Below are 17,790 nucleotides of genomic sequence, written 5' to 3' on the forward strand. Positions count from 1 at the left end.
AGCAGCCGGTAAGCCACGCTGCGCTCATTGATAGTATGAAATGCCATGCTACCTCCGTTAAACGCGCTCGATCAGCGTAGCGATACCCTGGCCCACGCCCACACACATGGTGCACAACGCGTAGCGTTTACCGCTGTTTTGAAGCTCATGCGCGGCGGTCAGTAAAAGACGCGCGCCGGACATGCCCAGCGGATGCCCCAGGGCAATCGCCCCACCGTTGGGATTGACCCGCGGGTCGTCATCTTCAAGACCCAGATCGCGCATACAGGCCAGCGCCTGGGCGGCAAAGGCTTCGTTAAACTCAAATACATCGATCTCATCTAGCGAAATACCGGTGCGCTTAAGCAGCTTCTGTACTGCCGGTACCGGGCCATAGCCCATGATGCGCGGTTCAACGCCAGCTGTTGCCATGCCGATAATCTTGGCCATGGGTGTCAGGCCGTGCTGTTTAACCGCTGACGCGCTGGCCACCAGCATTGCCGCGGCGCCATCATTGACGCCGGAGGCGTTGCCTGCCGTGATGCTACCGCCATCGCGGAAAGGCGTCGGCAAGGCCGCGAGTTTTTCCAGCGTGGTTTCCCGCAGATGCTCATCTTGATCAAAGATCAGCGGCTCTTGCTTACGGCGCGGGATCTCAATGGCGGTGATTTCCTGGGCAAACCGGCCGGCTTTTTGGGCGGCAACGGCTTTCTGCTGGGAGCGCAGCGCAAAAATGTCCTGATCTTCACGGGAAATATTGAACTGCTCGGCGACGTTCTCTGCCGTTTCCGGCATGGAGTCCACCCCATAGGCTTTCTTCATTAGCGGATTGATAAACCGCCAACCGATGGTGGTGTCTTCGATTTTCTGCCCGCGGGCGAAGGCGCTGTCGGCTTTGCCCATCACATAAGGCGCGCGCGACATGGATTCCACGCCGCCGGCCAGCGCCAGCTCCATTTCACCAGCTTTAATCGCCCGAAACGCCGTGCCTACCGCGTCCATTCCGGAACCACACAGGCGGTTCATGGTGGTGCCGGGGACCGAGGTGGGGATACCCGCCAGAAGCGACGACATGCGCGCGACGTTGCGGTTATCTTCACCGGCCTGGTTGGCACAGCCCATAAACACTTCTTCAATCGCGGCAGGATCGAGATCCGGCGCATCGGCCAGCACTGCCTTGAAGATCGTGGCGGCGAAATCGTCCGGGCGCACACTTGCCAGTGTGCCGCCAAAGCGGCCTACGGCGGTACGTCGTGGGTGACATAAATAAACGTTTGTCATAACCGACTCCTTATTCGCCCGTGTGGGCGCGTTCGGTGCGGGCTTTCAGCTCGCGCAGGATCTCAAGTTCTTTCTCGCTGGGCTCAGGGGTGTTCTCAAGCTGGTCGGCAAATCGCACTTCCCAGCCGGTCGCCTCCATCACGTCCTCGCGATTAACGCCGGGATGAAGCGATACCACGACAAGCTCTTTGGTGTCGGGGTCAGGCTTCATCACGCATAAGTCGGTAATTACCCGGGTTGGGCCTTTACCGATATTAGGCACGTTATCGCGCCCTTTGCCGTCTCGGCCAAAGCCTAGCGTGGTAACAAAGTCGACATCTTTTACAAAGGCGCGCCGAGAGTGCTTCAGGGTAATAAATACCTCACCCGCGTTGGTGGCAATTTCCGGCGCCCCTCCACCGCCGGGTAGGCGTACCTTGGGTGCCTTGTAATCGCCAATCAGAGTGGTATTGAGATTAGCAAAGCGGTCAATTTGTGCGGTACCCAAAAAGCCCACGTTCACTTTGCCGCCTTGCAGCCAGTAGCGGAACATTTCCGGCACCGCCACGGTAGTGAGTGCTGATTCGCACAGTTCGCCGTCGCCAATGGAGAGCGGCAGAATGTCAGGCTTGGTTTGCAGCGTGCCGGATTCGTAAATCAAGACCACGTCCGGCGCATGGGTAAGGCGCGCCAGGTTGGCAGCTTCGGAAGGCAGGCCGATACCCACAAAACAGGTCATTCCGTTTTCCAGCGCCCGCGCGGCGGTCACCGACATCATCTCAGAAGAGGTATATTCCAGACTCATCAGGCTTGGTCTCCTGCATTAAAGACGTTGTCATCAAGCCACTGCGTGAAGGTGTCGCGATCACGGGCGATAGCATCCCACTCTTTATAGAAGCGGTTGCTGCGGCCGTAGTAGCCGTGAGTGTAGGAAGGCAGCGCGCCTTTCTCAGCCACTGCAACGGCGCTGATCGCCCAGCTTGGGATCACACAGGCATTGGGGTGCGCGTTCAGATCATCGACGATCTCTTCCACCGTGACGATACTGTGCTTCGCCGCGAGTACGGCTTCTTTCTGTACGCCGACAATGCCTTCTACCAGCACGTTGCCCTGGCGGTCCGCGCGCTGAGCGTGAACGATGGACACATCCGGGCGCACCGAGGGCACGGCGGCTAAGCGTTCGCCGGTAAACGGGCACTCGATGAATTTAATTTGATCGTTAACGCTGGGCAGCTCGCTGCCAATGTAGCCGCGAAAAACCGCCAGTGGTAACCCCGCCGCGCCCGCTTCAAAGGCGCAGGCCATGGCCGCGTGGCTGTGCTCAAGAATCTCAACCTTATGCGGCCAACCTTTCTCAACCGCATCGCGCAGACGGTGCAATGAGCCAACGCCGGGGTTACCGCCCCAGGAAAAGATGACTTCCTTGGCACAGCCCGCGCCGATCAGCTGATCGTAAATGATATCCGGCGTCATGCGGATCAGTGTCAGGTCACGCCTTTTCTGGCGGATCACTTCATGACCCGCGGCAAAAGGAATGAGATGGGTAAAGCCTTCCATAGCGACGGTGGCGCCGTCTTGTACATAGCGCGCCACCGCGTCATGCAAGCTGAGAAACTCGGCCATTAGGGTTGCCTCCTAGCTGAACGTTGCAGAACGTGTATGCTTATTGTTCGTTAAACGAACATTGATTTGTAATACGAACAAATTACTGCCGAACGCTAAGTGGGTCAAATGGCTAAAGGCGATAAATTTTCCCAGCCAATCGCCGTCATGATTGGCCTCTTGATTAAAAAATTATTTTATTTCAGTTGCTTACGATTTAATGAGCCAGTGTTTGGCGCGTAACACTTGCTGCTGGCTGCTACCAAGGTATAAAGCAGGGTCACATGCTTTTCTCAACGTAACTTGGTCGACCTGGTCTTTTACCTTGGCATGGTCGGCAAGCACATCAGCGTAAGATCGCTTATCTCGCCGTGATATCTCGGCAGCTTCTGCACTTACCGCTTTGGCATCGTCAGCACCCAGATGAGGAGTTAGCAGACGTGCCACCGGCTCGGCCATGATGCCGCCGCCTGTAGCCGCCAGGTTGCGCTCCATGTTATCGGGATAAACCTCAAGCCCTTCCAGAAGCACCGCCACTTGCTCCAGCGCACCTTCCACCAGCAAAGCGCTTTCCATTAACGGCGCCCACTCGGCGTGCCACTCGCCCAGGCCCCGCTCAAGTGGCTGTGCAGCCGCGTTCAATAACACGCCAATGTGGCCATGAACCTGCTTGGCCGCCCCGCGGATGAGCGCACTACGCACCGGGTTACGCTTATGGGGCATGGAGGACGACTCCCCCATTCCAGGTGCTGAAGGCTCGGCCACTTCGCCTACTTCCGTTTGCGTGAGTAGGGCAACGTCCTGGGCTATTTTCTCGGCGGCCCCGGCAACGGCGTCTAACGCTGTGCCCAAGTTATGAATCGGGTAGCGGTCGGTATGCCAGGGTAAAACCGATGCAGCCAAACCCAGCCGTTCAGCTAACGCATCCATCCATTCAAGCCCTTGGGCATCCCACCCAGAATGGACACCCACCGCACCGCCAAACTGAACAGGCAACTCGATGTCAGCCAACCGGCGGCGACTTTGCTCAAGCCCTATCGCCCAGTGGGAGACTTTGACACCAAAAGTGATGGGTAGCGCCTGCTGCATTAACGTGCGCCCTACCATCGGGGTGGTAATGTGGGCATCCATGAGCGCCAGCGATGCCGTGCGGCATCGCACTAGCAAATCATCCAACGCACGCAAACGCGGGGTTAACAGCAGCATTAGCGCAGAATCGATGACGTCCTGGCTGGTCGCCCCCTGGTGCCAGTAGCGCTTAAGCTCATCAGATAATAGCGAGCGCCCCTGCTTAACAAACGGAATGGCGGCATTACCGCCACTGGCAACCCCTTCAGCAATGGCGGCGGTATCGAACGTCGCGTGTTCAAGCTGGATACGCATCTGCTGGCTTGCCCCTTCCGGCACGGCGCCACTGGCTTCCTGCACTTCCGCCAGGGCTAATTCAAAGGCCAGCATGGCGCGCACCATGGCCTCATCATCGCACTCACTCAGTGCGTGTTGACTCATAAAAGGGTGTTTTAAGAGCGCGGTAGGCATAAATAAACCTCATCGATAGTGGTAGCATCAATTAGCCATAACAAAACCGAACAGTTGTTCGCGATTCGAACGCCATGCGAAGTTAGTCGCAGTAGCAGGCCACTTAGGGGAAACTCAAGGCCCTTCTCCACAGCGTTAATGCTGTATCTGCGGGCCAAGTGGCTCACCAGGATTACCATTAATTGCGTAACCACCATCCACCAGCCAATCAGCCCCTGTAATAAATCCCGAGCTTGGTTCCGCTAGAAACCTAACAACCCGAGCGATTTCGGTAGGGTCAGCCCAGCGGCCCACCGCACTGCGTTCTGCAAAAAGGGCATAATTCAACGTGCCTGCCGCCATCTTGCGACGCAGAGGTTCCGTCAGTGTATAACCTGGCGAAAGGGTGTTGACGGTAATACCGCGACGGCCATATTCCAGCGCCAAGCCGCGCGTTAGCCCTCCAAGCGCTGATTTCGCCACTGAGTAGGCCGTACGGCGCTGTAGGCCCACGTGGCCAATGACTGAGCCGATATTGATGATCCGTCCACTACCGCGCTGACTCATTCCTGGCAGCACTGCCGCCGCCATCTGCGATGCACCGCCTACATGCACATCCAACATCTGAGGCAGTAAAGAAGCATCTTGCTCGTGATGGTCGGCGATCTTGGGCTGCATAATCCCCGCATTATTGACTAAAATATCAACCCGGTTCTCGCCCCCAACGACCGCTGCGATGGAAGCAGCATCGGTCACGTCTAACATACAGGGGAGACAGTCAATCCCACACGCTCGAAGCTTAACGGCTAAAGCCTCAGGGGGGGCTAGATCGCCTAGTACGACGCGTGCGCCGCAGCGACCTAACTCATAAGCCAGTGCCTCGCCAATGCCACCACCTGCTCCCGTAATGATGGCGACCGAGCCTTTTAATTCTGTATTAAGCGCGTTGTCCATAGTGTCCATAGTGTCCATATCAAATGCTCCTATGTTGAAACGAAAACGGCACAACTATATTTAGATTTACTGTGTGTGGTACTTTACATACTAGATGCAGTCACCCTTCACTGTGCGGAACACCTATGGCTCCCAAACCTCTTAAGATCCAGCGCCCCCAATCCTTGGCAACGCTTGTTATGGAGCGGATTCGTGATGCTATCGTGTCTGGCGAGTTCACCTTGGGTGAGAAAATCTCAGAAGAGTCGCTCGCCGAAACGTTTGGTGTCAGCCGCTCGCCGGTACGCGATGCTTTAAATGCGCTGCAATTTACAGGTTTGGTCGAGATCCGCCCCAAACGGGGGAGCTTTGTCTTCAACCCTACGATCGTCGACATAGGCGAGCTGTGCGAATATCGTGAAATGCTAGAGCGTGAAGCCTGCACCCTCGCGATGCGAGGCGGCGGTGAGACATTGATTCAAGCGCTTCATGGGCTGTTCGATGAAATGGCCAGCGCTCATAAAAACGGTGACACCCGGCGCTATGCCGCACTGGATACTGCCTTCCACAAAGCGTTCTTCCAACACTGTTCCAACGCATTGGTGCAGGACGCCTATACGCTAGTCGAAGCACGCTTAGCGACAATCCGCACCGTATTGACCGCTGCCAAAGAAGAGCGTCGCGAGGCCAGCTACGATGAGCATGGCGACATTATCGACGCTCTGAAGCAGCATGACATGGCGCGGTTTGAGAGAGTGCTGAAAACGCATGTTCACCGCACTCAACTCGTTGCCGTCGAACGCCTATCCGAGACGGATGATAACGCCGCACCAGCTCGTTCCACCGTCAGGCTTTAACGCGAAGAACATCGCGGACGGACGGATTAGCAAGATAAGTCGGCTCGCGCCCCTGCAATACGTCGACAACGTTCTGCGCGGTTTTTGAGCGAATTTCGAACTCGCTCCCTTCTGAATACCAAGCGCAATGCGGGCTAGTAATCACATTGGGTAGCGATAACAGCGGGTGATTAGCACCAATAGGTTCGGCTTCAAACACATCAAGCCCTGCGCCTGCAATTTGGCCGCCTTTCAGTGCGCGCACCAGTGCATCCTCGTCCACCACGGGGCCTCGGGCAGTGTTTAACACTAATGCCGTGGACTTCATCGCTGCAAACTGCTCGTCCGAAATCATGTGCTGGGTTTCATCGGTCAGTGGCACATGCACCGACAAAATATCGGATTCGGCAATTAACCTGTCGTAGGTTACTAACTCAACACCTGCTGACTTCGCCACGGCAGCATCAGCGTAAGGGTCATGCGCAATCATTTGGAGACCAAAATTCGACATCTTATGGGCCATACGCTGAGCAATCTGTCCAAAGCTAAGAAAGCCTAATGTCTGTCCGCGTAGCCGTGACAGTGGCTTAGCAACGGTGTAGTCCCATGTACCTGCCCTTAAGGCTCGATCATAAACACCAATCCCTCGTTTTAGCGCCATCATGAGGGCAATGGCGTGATCCGATACTTCTTCTAATGAGCCGTCTGGCACGTTGGCAACATAAATTCCAGACTCGGTGGCTCGTGGTACATCAATCGTGTTGAGCCCAATGCCGTAACGCGAGATAACCTTGCAACGTTTTAGCTTGCCGATGACTCCCGCCGTTAATTGGCAGTATTGGTTAATGATGGCGTCCGCATCAATGCAGGCCGCGATGGCTTCGGCTTCTGTTTTGCACTGCGCTTCGATTAACTGAAAGCCTGCCGCTTCAATAACTGTTCGTTCCGGTACTAAATCGGGAAATTCAAAATCGGTAACAACAATCTTGGGGCTCATGAGCGTGCTCCGTGCTGGTCATCAAAGGTGTTGAAGAAGTCTTGATTGACGATGTCAGTGAACTGGCTGTAGCTATGCTGATCACCAACATTCGCAGGGGTGCCATCCTCGCGCAGGCGTACCAGCGCGTTCTCCATGGCCTTGCTTGCGGTAAACAGTAGGGTGACGGCATAGAAAACGACCGAGAACCCCATTTCCTGCAGTGTCGCCTGGTTCAGCTTGACTGTTTCGTTACCATCCACGATCGACACGACTTTAGGCCCTTCGACAGATTTGGCGACGGCCTCAATTTCAGCGATGGTTTTAATGCCATCAACAAACACCAGGTCGACACCGGCATCCTGATACATTTTCGCCCGGCGAATCGCCTCCTTGGCGCCGGCGGCAGGCATCGCATCAGTGCGACCAATGATCAGCATATCTTGGCGACCGCGTGCAGCGATGGCACCTTTTAAGCGGCGCACATTGGCTTCGGCATCCATTAAACGGACACCCGCGCGCTGACCGCACCGCTTAGGCGCTTCTTGATCTTCAAGATGGATCGCGGCGACGCTGGCTTGCAGGTATTCCTGCACGGTGCGGTAAATATTGTTGGGCCCGCCATAGCCAGTATCGGCATCGGCGATGATGGGGATATTGACAGCACGTGCCATATTACGGGCGTGCTCGGTCATCTCAGTCTGGGTTAAAAGTCCAATATCGGGCATGCCCAGGCGGCTGGCGGTAGCACCAAAGCCCGTCATATAGATAGCGGGAAAGCTGGCACGCTCAATCAAGCGCGCCGACAACGAGTCGGGAGCGCCAGGTGCGGCGACAATCTCGCCCTTGGCAATCAAGGATCTAAGGATAGCGGCCTGATTAGTAGGCATTTTTTCAGTCATTGGAGCACCTTCTTTAGTAAGAGTATCCTGGTATAAATCTGCCAGTGTGCTAGCGCCGCCCTCCGGCAATGCGCAGCACCTCGCCAGTGGCATAAGGGGCATCCAGTAGCAGCCATTCCGCAGCGGCGGCCACCTCTTCGGCACTCCCAGGGCGCCCCAACGGTATTGCCTCGGCGCTCGCTGCACCGCCTGGGGCGCCCGTCTGCATAGCTGTTTGAATGATGCCAGGCGCTAATGCATTGACCCGGATGCCGGGGGCCAAGTCACGCGACATGGCACGTGTCAGTGCCAACAGCGCGCCTTTAGATGCACCATAAGTGGCGAAGCCAGGTGCACCACCGTTCTCGCCTGCAATGGAGGCCATGTTGACAATCGCACCAGGCGCATCCGCAGTCCGCGCGTTTAGAAAGGCCTTTGTCACTAGCATCGGTCCGGTTACGTTGATGCGTAACAAGCGTTCAATTTCGCTCGCATCCAGATCAAGCCAATCGCGATGTTGGCCCAAAATTCCCGCATTATTCACTAGGTGCGTGGGCCGCCATGTTGCTAGGTCGGCTGAGGCGATGGCCGCCGCGTCCGCAATATCGACGACCTCTCCCCGTGCCGCATCGCCTAACTCGGCACAAGCCTGCTGCAAAGCGATGGCAGATATATCCCACAGCAACACTCTGGCGCCGCGTGCAATAAGTCGGTTGGCAATAGCACGACCAATACCTGCGGCAGCTCCTGTAATGAGCACAGTGGGTTGAACCATCATTTTCTCCTGCATCAGTTACCTGACCGAATCGTATTCAGCTGTTCCATTAACTGGTCAATATTGTCACCACCCAAACTGTCACGACTGGACTGATACACCAGCTCAACGGTATCGCGCAGTTCGGCCATGGCGTCATCACTTAGCTCGGTAAACGCCATGCCTTCTGATTCCAACGCAACACGGGCTTCGCCCACGGCTTCACGGGCGCGGACAACCTGCGGCTCACGCGCAGAGACAGCACAGTCACGCATCAGTGTTTGCTCGGCCTCATTCAAACCGTTCCATTTACGTTCTGAGATCAACACCGGCAATGGCGAATAGGCGTGCTGGGTCAACGTGGCGTAGTCCTGTACTTCGTAAAAACGCTGTGACTGAATCAGCGACAATGGATTCTCCATACCATCGATCGCACCTGTTTCCAGCGCGGTGAAGACTTCCCCGAAAGACATGGGCACCGGATTGGCGCCCAGCGCGCGGAAGGTCGCAAGATAGATAGGGTTTTGAATCACGCGGATATTTAGCCCCTCAAAATCTGCAACGCTCTCGATGGGGTGTACAGAGTTGGTGGCATGGCGGAAACCATTTTCCCAAATGGATAGCATTACTAGCTGATGCCCGAGCATTTTTTCTTTCAAATCATCGGCGTAGGCACCAGTCATGACACGATCAACTTCGTCGAAGTTAGCAAACAGGAAGGGTAGGCTAAAAACGCCCATCGCTGGCTCAATCCCGGCCAACGCATCAGCCCCAGCGACCACCATATCGATAGAGCCTGATCGCACAGACTGCGTCGCTTGCGCATCATCACCCAACTGGCCTGAATAGAAGGCACGCAGTTTCATCGACCCACCCGAACCTTCTTGCAAGCAAGAGGACATAGCCTCAATGCCAGTAGCCACCGGGTGGTCTTGCGCCGCGCCGTTGGATACACGGAAGGTATGGTTACCGAACTCTTGTGCCATGGCAGGTGTTAGCACCGTCATGCTTGCCAGTGCGGTGGAGGCTAAAAAAATCAGTTTTTTCATCATAGTGCTCTCTTTATTGATTATTTTTGCTAGCGGGTTTATGGGTTGTATTAGCGATGTCATCAAGACAGCCACTCCAGTGGCCAAAGCACGATCTGTGGAAAAGCGATTAGCAGTGCCAGCACGATGACTTGCGCGATTAAGAAAGGCGCAGCCCCTTTCGCCACCCGGTGCAGCGGCACGCCAGACACCCCCGACGCAACGCTGAGTACGATACCGACGGGAGGTGTAACGAGGCCTATGGCGGTGTTGACTACAAAAATCACACCGAAGTAAATGGGATTAACCCCCGCCTCAACGACGACCGGCAGTAGTACAGGCGCCAAAATAAGAATCGTTGGACCCATGTCCAACATCGTGCCGACCAGTAATACGACGATCATGATCACAATCAGCAGCAAGCGTGGTGATTCCACCAGAGGGCCCACCAGTTCCAGCACTAGGCCCGATAAATCAGCAATGGTGATAAACCAAGCGGTTGCCAGCGCCGCGGCGGCCAACAGCATCACCACGGCGGTGGTAAGTGCCGCATTACGGAAGACCTCAAATAGCTGGCTCACCTTTAACTCACGGTGAATGGCCATACCGACGAAGATGGCATAAACGGCAGCGATCACAGCCGCCTCAGTGGGGGTAACAATGCCAAACCGGATACCACCCAAGATGATGACGGGCATGCCCAGCGACCAGGTGGCTTTGCGCGTCTCGCGCAGACGCACACCCCAGCCCTGACGCGGCAATGGTTCAACATTGTCGCGTCGCGCCACAATGAGCCAAGCCACCATCGCACCTAGGCCCATAAGGATGCCCGGCACAATGCCCGCCAGGAAAAGCTGTGTAATCGAAAGGTTCGTTGCTACCGCAAAGATGATGTAGGCGATGGAGGGCGGGATAATCGGTGCGATAACGCCACCTGCCGACAAAAGCCCAACAGAGCGTGCCTCATTGTGGCCGGAGGCGCGCATCATGGGCAGCATGATGGCGATTAAAGCCGCCGTATCAGCAGCAGCGGAGCCCGACAATGAGGCGAGAATGATGGCCGCAAAGATCGCCACGATGCCTAAGCCACCACGAAAATGGCCCACGAAAGCAATTGCGAAGGCGATGATCCGTTTAGACATTCCCCCTGCGTTCATTAACTCGCCGGCTAACAAAAAGAAAGGGATCGCCAACAGTGAAAAGTTATCGGCGCCCAGCACTAACTGCTGCGAAATGATTTGCGGATCAAAAAGCCCCAACGCCAACCCCATCATTGCGGCACATATCAATAACGCGAAAGCAACGGGAACGCCCAGTGCGAGCGTAGCGGCCAAGGTTCCAACGAAAATTCCTAGAATCATGGTGCTCCCCCACCGGCACGTGGCAAATCGGTCAGACGTCCGGTGGCATAGCCCATCATACGAATAGCGGCAATCAGCCCGATCACTCCGGACATCGGAATCACTGCACCGAAAACCCAAATCATCGGCAGGCGCGTCACTGGCGCGATATTAGTGGCATTAATATTGAACTGCTGAATCGTTCCCATCATGAGCAGCCCACATACCGCAACAACCAGCCCATTGGCCAATCCCAACATCACTCTGCGCAATGGTGGCGGCGCCAGCATTACCGCTAAATCGAAGCCGATGTGCATATTTCGATGCATCGCGGCAATAGCCCCCAAAAAAATCAGCCAAACAAAGAAGAAGCGTGAAAGCTCATTAGAGACATCGATGCCTGACCCAAAGCCGTAGCGCAGCACAATGTTCAAAAAGACCATTCCCGTCATACCGATGAGTAGCACCACTAGCGCGGCGTCGACTGCGCGGAAAATCAGACCAATGACTTTGGACATAGCTCCTCCACATCCGAAACAGGTGCTCGTTAGGGCACCCTATTTTATTTTTTGTAGTACGTTACATCTAACATACAACATACAACAATAAGAGAGGATCCCGTCAAGGAAAAATTTTACGAAGCCGCAGAGAGAGTTCGTCAAACGATAGGAGCGATCACTGCGCATATACGCATGCGCGCCTCGGTTTGGAAGGGGGAGTCGTCATCTGCCAAAAAGCATTTTTTTATTGTATGTAACATTCAATACATTTCAGATTGATCGATCAGAACTGCTCATTGAAAATTTTAAAAAATATAATTAATCATTAAAATCATGCTGTTACTATACAAACAATACTTTTTGGTAATACGATAAATCGTATTAATACTTGACGTGTATAGCCTTTTAAACTGAAGTGTTGCGTGTTACATACAACAAGACTCAATAACAACGTGAGAGCACGTGATGACTCATTTAAAAAAAAGCCGCCTATGCAAAGTACTTAGCTTCGCCTCATTGATGATCCTTGCGTCATCACCTCTGCATGCTGATAGTTGGCCTGATAAACCGATCAATCTGATTGTTCCTTGGGGTGCGGGCGGTGGTACGGATGCGACGGCACGCATGATTGCCGTCTTACTTGAAGAAAGTCTTGGTGTTCCCATCCCGGTCATTAACCGTACCGGTGGATCAGGCGTTATAGGGCACTTAGCCATCGCCAATGCAGAAGCCGATGGCTACACCATTGGTGTCGCCACGCTAGAAATCGGTGGCATGCATTATCAAGGCCTGACAGAGATTAGCTATAAAGACTTTTCACCTATCGGACTTTACAACGCCGACCCTGTCGCTATTTTTGTCTCCTCAAGGAGCGACTATGAAAGTATTGAAGATTTATTAAGTACTATCCGTTCATCCAGCCACCGTGAGCTAAAGGCCAGCGGGTCGGCGCAGGGAGGCGTGAACCATATTGCGGCTGCAGGAATGCTACTGGCGACGGAGATACCCGCCGATAAGGTTGCCTGGGTACCCTCGGAAGGAGCCGCACCTGGTCTCCAAGACCTTGCAGCAGGCGGAGTCGACTTTGCCGCCGCTTCAATGCCTGAGGCACGTGCCTTGATGGATGCCGGTCTCATTAAGCCACTCGTGCTGCTTAATACAGAAAGATCTCCGGCCGCACCAGAACTGCCTACGCTCGAAGAGGCGACGGGGGAGGTTTGGTCTTTTGGCTCTTGGCGCGGTTTAGTGGCACCCGCCGGGGTTGATGAGGCGATCATTGCAACACTACAAGAGAGTATAAGTGCTTTGGTGAACGATCCTGCTTATTTAGAATTTATGGAAAACCGGGGCTATGAAACATTATGGCTGGCAGGTGAAGACTTCTTAGAGTTTATGAAAAATTCTGACCACAGCATAGGTGAAACCTTAGAGTCTTTGGGCATTGTAAAATAACATCAAAAGGATACATTAAATTTAATGTATCCTTTTTTCATTGTAGGTAATAAAAACATGCGACTCAATGAGGCAATACTAGGGGCAGTATTTATTCTTGCTGGCTTGTTAATTATTTTTCATGCTAACACCTTTCCTGGCATGCCTGGCCAAATGGTAGGCCCCTCTACTTTCCCAACCATCATTGGTAGTGGCTTTTTTTTGGGGGGTGTTTTAATAGCTATTAAATATTTCAAAGCAAGGAAAAAAACTTCTTTACTAACCGTAAATAAAGGGTGGTTAAAGAAAAAACGAATCCTTAGCTCTTTAGTCGTCATAGTAGGCAGTATGCTGTTCGCATTCTGGATTGAAGAAATTGGCTTTGTGTTAGGGGGTGTTGTATTGGCCACAACTTTATTATGGCTAGAAGGGCATCGTAAACCACTTATTCTTGGGTGCGCCGTGGCCTTTGTGATGCTGGTTTATTATTTACTTTCGCATCAATTACGCGTTCCGCTTCCATCAGGACCTTTTATCTAGGGGATAGGTAACATGATTGATAATATTGTGGGAGCACTACCCTTAGTATTTAATTACACGACACTAAGCGTTATTTTTGCTAGCGCGCTTTTTGGCCTTTTTGTGGGTGCTATTCCTGGCCTTTCTGCCACAATGGCGACCGCAATTTTGGTGCCCATCACTTTTTTTATGGACCCAGTACCTGCCATCGCCGCGATCGTTACGACAGCGGCAATGGCGATTTTTGCATCTGACATTCCCACCGCCTTGCTGAGAATTCCTGGCACGGCCGCATCGGCTGCATATGTCAGTGATATGAATGGGCTTGCAGTGAAAGGCAAGGTTGGACAAGCATTAGGGATATCGGTCTTCTGTGGTGCTTTTGGTGGTATCTTTGGATCGTTAGTACTTATGTTCATGGCGCCGAAGCTTGCTTTAGTATCGCTAAATTTTACCTCCACAGAGTACTTTTGGCTCGCGCTGCTCGGACTGTCAGCTGCGGTGATGTTAGGCACGGGCTCAGTGTTAAAAAGCTTACTGTCACTGGGCATAGGGCTTTTTATTGCTACCATTGGCTTAGACTCAAGCGCCGGGCACCCTCGCTTTGTTTTTGGCGTTGATGCCATACTTTCAGGCGTTGCCTTTGTCCCTGCGCTCATTGGTATGTTTGCCATTCCCGAAATTATCCGCACCCTTGTTCATAAAGATACAAGCGAAAAAGCACCTGTACACGTTAGTATGCGCTCACTCTTTTCAGGATTAGGCAGTACGCTATATAAGTATAAGACCAACGTCCTACGCGGCTCTGTCATCGGCAATGCCGTCGGCATTTTGCCCGGAGCTGGTTCAGATATTGCTAGCTGGATTTCATACGCCGTGTCTAAAAAAATGTCTCGGCATCCTGAAAAATATGGCTCAGGCCACGATGAAGGATTAGTCGACGCTTGCTCTGCTAACAATTCTGCACTGTCTGGTGCTTATGTTCCCGCGATGGTCTTCGGCATCCCTGGGGATTCAATTACGGCGATTGTCATAGGCGTTCTTTATGCTAAGGGGCTAAACCCCGGCCCGTTGATATTCATCACTAAAGGCGTAGAAGTAACAGCCGTTTTTATAACTTTCTTAGTGGCGAATTTATTAATCATTCCTCTTGGCTTAGTGGCCATATTTGCTTCTCGGCGCCTGTTACAGGTCAAAAAATCAATTTTAATTCCTTTTATTTTAATTTTTGCTATTGCAGGCTCTTATGCTATTGATAATACCTATACAGGAATTGTCATCATGATCGTACTGGGGCTACTAGCTTACGTTATGGAAGAAAATGGCTTGCCTATTGCACCTGTCATTTTAGGCATCGTCATGGGACCAATGCTTGAGAGCAATTTAGTTACCTCGCTTATAAAAAGCGATGGCAACTTCCTGGATTTCTTCTCGCGTCCAATCGCTGCAACACTTGGTGTGGTTACAATTTCCATATGGTTGCTCCCCTCATTATTCGGCCTGCTGCGCAAGTATCAAAAAGCTCAAAAAAGTAGGTACTCATAATGAGACAAAAACTCCATATTGGGTCCGTTCAATCATTAACCGACATAGTTACTGAGCGGCTACAAGCAGCTATTATTAATGGTGATTTTGCATTGGGTGAGAAAATCGCTGAAAAAGCGCTTTCTTTGCAATTTGGTGTCAGCAGAACCCCTATAAGAGACGCCCTAGCAAGGCTGCAAACAATCGGTCTTGTTATTGTGAAGCCTAAGCGTGGCAGTTTCGTTTTTAAACCAAGCAATGCAGACGTAATCGATATTTGCGACTTTCGATTTATGGTAGAGCTACAAGCAGCAAAACGTAGCTTTTATAACAAACCAATGAAACTAGCGAAATCACTAACGCATATTACTCAAAAAATGCATGTCGCAATGGAGAACAATAACGCTTTCGAATATTCGAAATGTGATAATGAATATCACCAAATATTTTTCGAATACTGTGATAATAAATATCTTAATAGTGCATTTACTTTGGTCAATAGCCGCATAGCGGCTTTACGATTCTCCATCACTTCACCTCAAAGTAAATTGAGGGAAATTAGTTTTATAGAGCATCAGAAAATGATTGATCATTTAAGGAGTAATCAAATTTTGGCGTTTGAACAAACACTGTATGAACATATCAACCGCACACAAGAGATATATATTATGGCTTTGAAAAATCAAAACTCACAGTCATGGTGATTTATTTAACCGAACACTTATAACCAACAATAAATTGATCACTAATATATAAAACTTCCTTTTCTTATTTCTCAAAGCAATATGCATACTGATATTACTCACTAAGGAGCGTGATGCCATGTACTCGTCCATTGCCACGGTTTGCCTAAGCGGCTCGCTGGAAGAGAAGGTAGATGCCATCGCCCAGGCTGGTTTTGAGGGACTGGAGCTGTTTGAAAACGACTTAACCGCGTTTACTGGCACCCCACGCGAGGCGGGTGAGCTGATTCGCTCACGTGGCCTAAAGCTGGTCACGCTACAACCGTTTCGCGATTTTGAAGGTCTTCAAGGGCGCGCACGTGAGCGGGCATTTGACCGCGCTGAGCATAAGTTTGACCTGATGGAAGAACTTGGCACGGATCTGCTCATGGCGTGCAGTACCGTCCACCCCGACTCGCTACCAGGCTTAAGCCGCGCTGCCGATGACTATTATGAACTAGGCGAGCGTGCCGCACGGCGACATCTGCGTGTCGCCTATGAAGCACTGGCCTGGGGTCGCCATATTCACGACTACCGCGATAGTTGGGAAGTCGTGCGCCGCGCCGCTCACCCTAGTGTTGGCTTAGTGCTGGATACGTTCCATATCTTCTCGCGCCAGACGGAGCTGGGGACCATCGGACGTATTCCGGGCGACCGCATCTTCCTGGTGCAAACCGCCGATGCGCCGCGCCTCTCGATGGATCATCTGTCGTGGAGCCGCCACTACCGCTGCTTCCCAGGTCAAGGCGAGCTGCAAATGGATAAGTTCATGGGCATGTTGCAGGAGACGCGTTACGACGGCCCGCTGTCTCACGAAATTTTTAATGATGTGTTCCGCATGGGCCACAGTGACCAGACGGCACGCGATGGACTACGCTCTTACCATTTACTGCGCAGCATGCAGGACGACAGCGGCATTCCCGCTCCCCAGCCCATTGAGTCGGTCGCGTTTCTTGAAATTGCCGTTGATCCTGAGGATTTGCAACGCCTACGCGAGCTGCTCAGCGCACTGGGTATGGCATGTGTCGGGCGTCATCACACGCTCAATGCGGAGCGCTGGGCCGCGGGTGACGTTAACCTGGTGCTGAACACCGAGGCGAGTTTCACGGGCCGTGTGCCGGGGCGCGAGGCCACGGCGATTACTGCTATTGGCCTGAAGGTGAGCAACGCCTACGAAGCCTTCAAGCGGGCGGACAAGCTCGGTTACGATATCGTCGAGCCTGAAGAGGTGGGCGCCAGCCACCGCATGAGCGCACTGCGCAATGTCGACGGCAGCCTCTCCTACATCATTGACGATTCACAGCTAAGCCGCACCTGGGACCGTGAGTTCCCGGTGGATGTGCAACCCGTACCTAACGGGGCACTGGTCGATATCGACCACATCAGCGTCGCGCTCTCCTATCACGATTATCTCTCGCTGATGCTGCAGTACCGCGCTATTTTCCAGCTGGAAATCACTCCCTCCTTCGATGTCACCGACCCGCGTGGGCTGATTCAAAGCCAGGTACTGCAAAACTATAATGGCCGTTTTCGTCTGGCGCTTAACGCCAGTGCCTCCCCCAATACCGCCAGCAACCGGTTTGTGCGCCAGTATGGTGGCTCGGGGATCCATCATGTTGCCCTGCGCACGGAGTCAGTGCGTGCCACCAGCGCCGCGCTGCAGCAGGCGGGTACACCGATGCTGCCCATTCCCGGTAACTACTACCGCGATCTGGCGGCCCGCTTTGATTTACCCGCGCAGACCCAGGCGTGGATGCAGGATCACCATATTCTGTTTGATCAGGACGACAGCGGCGAATTCCATCAACTGTATGTGGAGCAACCTGCCCACCAGGCATTTTTCTTTGAGCTGGTACAGCGTGACGGCTATCAAGGATTGGGCGCCCCCAATGCCTTTGTACGCGTAACGGCCCAGCAGCGCCTTGAGGCAGAAACGCTAACCGCGCATAGGGATGGCGACGGCCCCGACACGCTACACCACAGATGA

The 17,790-nt window shown here is 53.1% G+C and carries 17 protein-coding genes; 6 read left to right on the forward strand and 11 right to left on the reverse strand.

The features are described from left to right. Nucleotides 1–57 precede the first annotated feature (57 nt). The 5 genes from pcaF to ACTH5D_RS02625 form a co-directional block, all read right to left on the reverse strand. Nucleotides 58–1,260, reverse strand: a complete 1,203-nt coding sequence (gene pcaF / locus ACTH5D_RS02605; protein ID WP_441668094.1) for a 3-oxoadipyl-CoA thiolase — start codon at nucleotides 1,258–1,260, stop codon at nucleotides 58–60. A 10-nt stretch (nucleotides 1,261–1,270) separates the two neighbouring features. Beyond that, nucleotides 1,271–2,044: a CoA-transferase subunit beta gene (locus tag ACTH5D_RS02610; RefSeq protein ID WP_441668096.1), complete on the reverse strand. Its 774-nt coding sequence runs from the start codon at nucleotides 2,042–2,044 to the stop codon at nucleotides 1,271–1,273. Then, complete coding sequence (locus ACTH5D_RS02615) at nucleotides 2,044–2,862, reverse strand: CoA transferase subunit A (protein ID WP_441668098.1); 819 nt, start codon at nucleotides 2,860–2,862, stop codon at nucleotides 2,044–2,046. The genes ACTH5D_RS02610 and ACTH5D_RS02615 overlap by 1 nt, the downstream gene beginning before the upstream one ends. A gap of 189 nt (nucleotides 2,863–3,051) precedes the next feature. Next, entirely contained in the window at nucleotides 3,052–4,380 is a 1,329-nt protein-coding gene (locus ACTH5D_RS02620; protein ID WP_441668100.1) for a class-II fumarase/aspartase family protein, read from the reverse strand. A gap of 135 nt (nucleotides 4,381–4,515) precedes the next feature. After that, entirely contained in the window at nucleotides 4,516–5,331 is an 816-nt protein-coding gene (locus tag ACTH5D_RS02625; protein WP_441668102.1) for an SDR family NAD(P)-dependent oxidoreductase, read from the reverse strand. A gap of 107 nt (nucleotides 5,332–5,438) precedes the next feature. Here ACTH5D_RS02625 and ACTH5D_RS02630 point away from each other — a divergent pair, with 107 nt between their 5' ends. Beyond that, nucleotides 5,439–6,149 carry a GntR family transcriptional regulator gene (locus tag ACTH5D_RS02630; RefSeq protein WP_441668104.1) on the forward strand — a complete coding sequence of 237 codons (711 nt, stop codon included), beginning with the start codon at nucleotides 5,439–5,441 and terminating at the stop codon, nucleotides 6,147–6,149. On the opposite strand, the gene ACTH5D_RS02635 is transcribed toward ACTH5D_RS02630, so the two are convergent. From ACTH5D_RS02635 to ACTH5D_RS02660, 6 genes are all read right to left on the reverse strand, one after another. Continuing rightward, nucleotides 6,139–7,125: a C-terminal binding protein gene (locus ACTH5D_RS02635; protein ID WP_441668106.1), complete on the reverse strand. Its 987-nt coding sequence runs from the start codon at nucleotides 7,123–7,125 to the stop codon at nucleotides 6,139–6,141. The genes ACTH5D_RS02630 and ACTH5D_RS02635 overlap by 11 nt on opposite strands. Continuing rightward, complete coding sequence (locus ACTH5D_RS02640) at nucleotides 7,122–8,006, reverse strand: isocitrate lyase/PEP mutase family protein (RefSeq protein ID WP_441668108.1); 885 nt, start codon at nucleotides 8,004–8,006, stop codon at nucleotides 7,122–7,124. The genes ACTH5D_RS02635 and ACTH5D_RS02640 overlap by 4 nt, the downstream gene beginning before the upstream one ends. Nucleotides 8,007–8,055: 49 nt before the next feature. Continuing rightward, nucleotides 8,056–8,760, reverse strand: a complete 705-nt coding sequence (locus ACTH5D_RS02645) for an SDR family NAD(P)-dependent oxidoreductase (RefSeq protein WP_441668110.1) — start codon at nucleotides 8,758–8,760, stop codon at nucleotides 8,056–8,058. A 14-nt stretch (nucleotides 8,761–8,774) separates the two neighbouring features. Next, a complete protein-coding gene (locus ACTH5D_RS02650) occupies nucleotides 8,775–9,788 on the reverse strand; it encodes a DctP family TRAP transporter solute-binding subunit (RefSeq protein WP_441668112.1) in 1,014 nt (337 codons plus the stop codon). A gap of 62 nt (nucleotides 9,789–9,850) precedes the next feature. Next, complete coding sequence (locus ACTH5D_RS02655) at nucleotides 9,851–11,128, reverse strand: TRAP transporter large permease (RefSeq protein ID WP_441668114.1); 1,278 nt, start codon at nucleotides 11,126–11,128, stop codon at nucleotides 9,851–9,853. Beyond that, nucleotides 11,125–11,625 (reverse strand): TRAP transporter small permease, encoded by a 501-nt coding sequence (locus ACTH5D_RS02660; RefSeq protein ID WP_441668116.1) that lies wholly within the window; start codon nucleotides 11,623–11,625, stop codon nucleotides 11,125–11,127. Before ACTH5D_RS02660 ends, ACTH5D_RS02655 begins: the two co-directional genes overlap by 4 nt. Nucleotides 11,626–12,072: 447 nt before the next feature. On the opposite strand from ACTH5D_RS02660, the gene ACTH5D_RS02665 reads away from it, so the two are divergent. The 5 genes from ACTH5D_RS02665 (at nucleotide 12,073) to ACTH5D_RS02685 (ending at nucleotide 17,790) form a co-directional block, all read left to right on the forward strand. Next, nucleotides 12,073–13,059 (forward strand): Bug family tripartite tricarboxylate transporter substrate binding protein, encoded by a 987-nt coding sequence (locus tag ACTH5D_RS02665; RefSeq protein WP_441668118.1) that lies wholly within the window; start codon nucleotides 12,073–12,075, stop codon nucleotides 13,057–13,059. A 24-nt stretch (nucleotides 13,060–13,083) separates the two neighbouring features. Then, nucleotides 13,084–13,578 (forward strand): tripartite tricarboxylate transporter TctB family protein, encoded by a 495-nt coding sequence (locus ACTH5D_RS02670; RefSeq protein ID WP_441668120.1) that lies wholly within the window; start codon nucleotides 13,084–13,086, stop codon nucleotides 13,576–13,578. Between the two features lie 12 nt (nucleotides 13,579–13,590). Then, nucleotides 13,591–15,102, forward strand: coding sequence for a tripartite tricarboxylate transporter permease (locus tag ACTH5D_RS02675; RefSeq protein ID WP_441668122.1), 1,512 nt, complete (start codon nucleotides 13,591–13,593; stop codon nucleotides 15,100–15,102). Continuing rightward, nucleotides 15,102–15,785: a GntR family transcriptional regulator gene (locus ACTH5D_RS02680; protein WP_441668124.1), complete on the forward strand. Its 684-nt coding sequence runs from the start codon at nucleotides 15,102–15,104 to the stop codon at nucleotides 15,783–15,785. Before ACTH5D_RS02675 ends, ACTH5D_RS02680 begins: the two co-directional genes overlap by 1 nt. Before the next feature lie 118 nt (nucleotides 15,786–15,903). Continuing rightward, complete coding sequence (locus ACTH5D_RS02685) at nucleotides 15,904–17,790, forward strand: bifunctional sugar phosphate isomerase/epimerase/4-hydroxyphenylpyruvate dioxygenase family protein (RefSeq protein ID WP_441668126.1); 1,887 nt, start codon at nucleotides 15,904–15,906, stop codon at nucleotides 17,788–17,790.

It is taken from the genome of Halomonas sp., from assembly GCF_052095695.1.
In the GTDB taxonomy this organism is placed as follows: Bacteria; Pseudomonadota; Gammaproteobacteria; order Pseudomonadales; family Halomonadaceae; genus Vreelandella.

Excerpts from the sequence above, each read along its gene's own strand:
- pcaF (WP_441668094.1), bottom strand. The coding sequence starts at position 1,260 with ATGACAAACGTTTATTTATGTCACCCACGACGTACCGCCGTAGGCCGC.
- ACTH5D_RS02610 (WP_441668096.1), bottom strand. The coding sequence starts at position 2,044 with ATGAGTCTGGAATATACCTCTTCTGAGATGATGTCGGTGACCGCCGCG.
- ACTH5D_RS02615 (WP_441668098.1), bottom strand. The coding sequence starts at position 2,862 with ATGGCCGAGTTTCTCAGCTTGCATGACGCGGTGGCGCGCTATGTACAA.
- ACTH5D_RS02620 (WP_441668100.1), bottom strand. The coding sequence starts at position 4,380 with ATGCCTACCGCGCTCTTAAAACACCCTTTTATGAGTCAACACGCACTG.
- ACTH5D_RS02625 (WP_441668102.1), bottom strand. The coding sequence starts at position 5,331 with ATGGACACTATGGACACTATGGACAACGCGCTTAATACAGAATTAAAA.
- ACTH5D_RS02630 (WP_441668104.1), top strand. The coding sequence starts at position 5,439 with ATGGCTCCCAAACCTCTTAAGATCCAGCGCCCCCAATCCTTGGCAACG.
- ACTH5D_RS02635 (WP_441668106.1), bottom strand. The coding sequence starts at position 7,125 with ATGAGCCCCAAGATTGTTGTTACCGATTTTGAATTTCCCGATTTAGTA.
- ACTH5D_RS02640 (WP_441668108.1), bottom strand. The coding sequence starts at position 8,006 with ATGACTGAAAAAATGCCTACTAATCAGGCCGCTATCCTTAGATCCTTG.
- ACTH5D_RS02645 (WP_441668110.1), bottom strand. The coding sequence starts at position 8,760 with ATGGTTCAACCCACTGTGCTCATTACAGGAGCTGCCGCAGGTATTGGT.
- ACTH5D_RS02650 (WP_441668112.1), bottom strand. The coding sequence starts at position 9,788 with ATGAAAAAACTGATTTTTTTAGCCTCCACCGCACTGGCAAGCATGACG.
- ACTH5D_RS02655 (WP_441668114.1), bottom strand. The coding sequence starts at position 11,128 with ATGATTCTAGGAATTTTCGTTGGAACCTTGGCCGCTACGCTCGCACTG.
- ACTH5D_RS02660 (WP_441668116.1), bottom strand. The coding sequence starts at position 11,625 with ATGTCCAAAGTCATTGGTCTGATTTTCCGCGCAGTCGACGCCGCGCTA.
- ACTH5D_RS02665 (WP_441668118.1), top strand. The coding sequence starts at position 12,073 with ATGACTCATTTAAAAAAAAGCCGCCTATGCAAAGTACTTAGCTTCGCC.
- ACTH5D_RS02670 (WP_441668120.1), top strand. The coding sequence starts at position 13,084 with ATGTATCCTTTTTTCATTGTAGGTAATAAAAACATGCGACTCAATGAG.
- ACTH5D_RS02675 (WP_441668122.1), top strand. The coding sequence starts at position 13,591 with ATGATTGATAATATTGTGGGAGCACTACCCTTAGTATTTAATTACACG.
- ACTH5D_RS02680 (WP_441668124.1), top strand. The coding sequence starts at position 15,102 with ATGAGACAAAAACTCCATATTGGGTCCGTTCAATCATTAACCGACATA.
- ACTH5D_RS02685 (WP_441668126.1), top strand. The coding sequence starts at position 15,904 with ATGTACTCGTCCATTGCCACGGTTTGCCTAAGCGGCTCGCTGGAAGAG.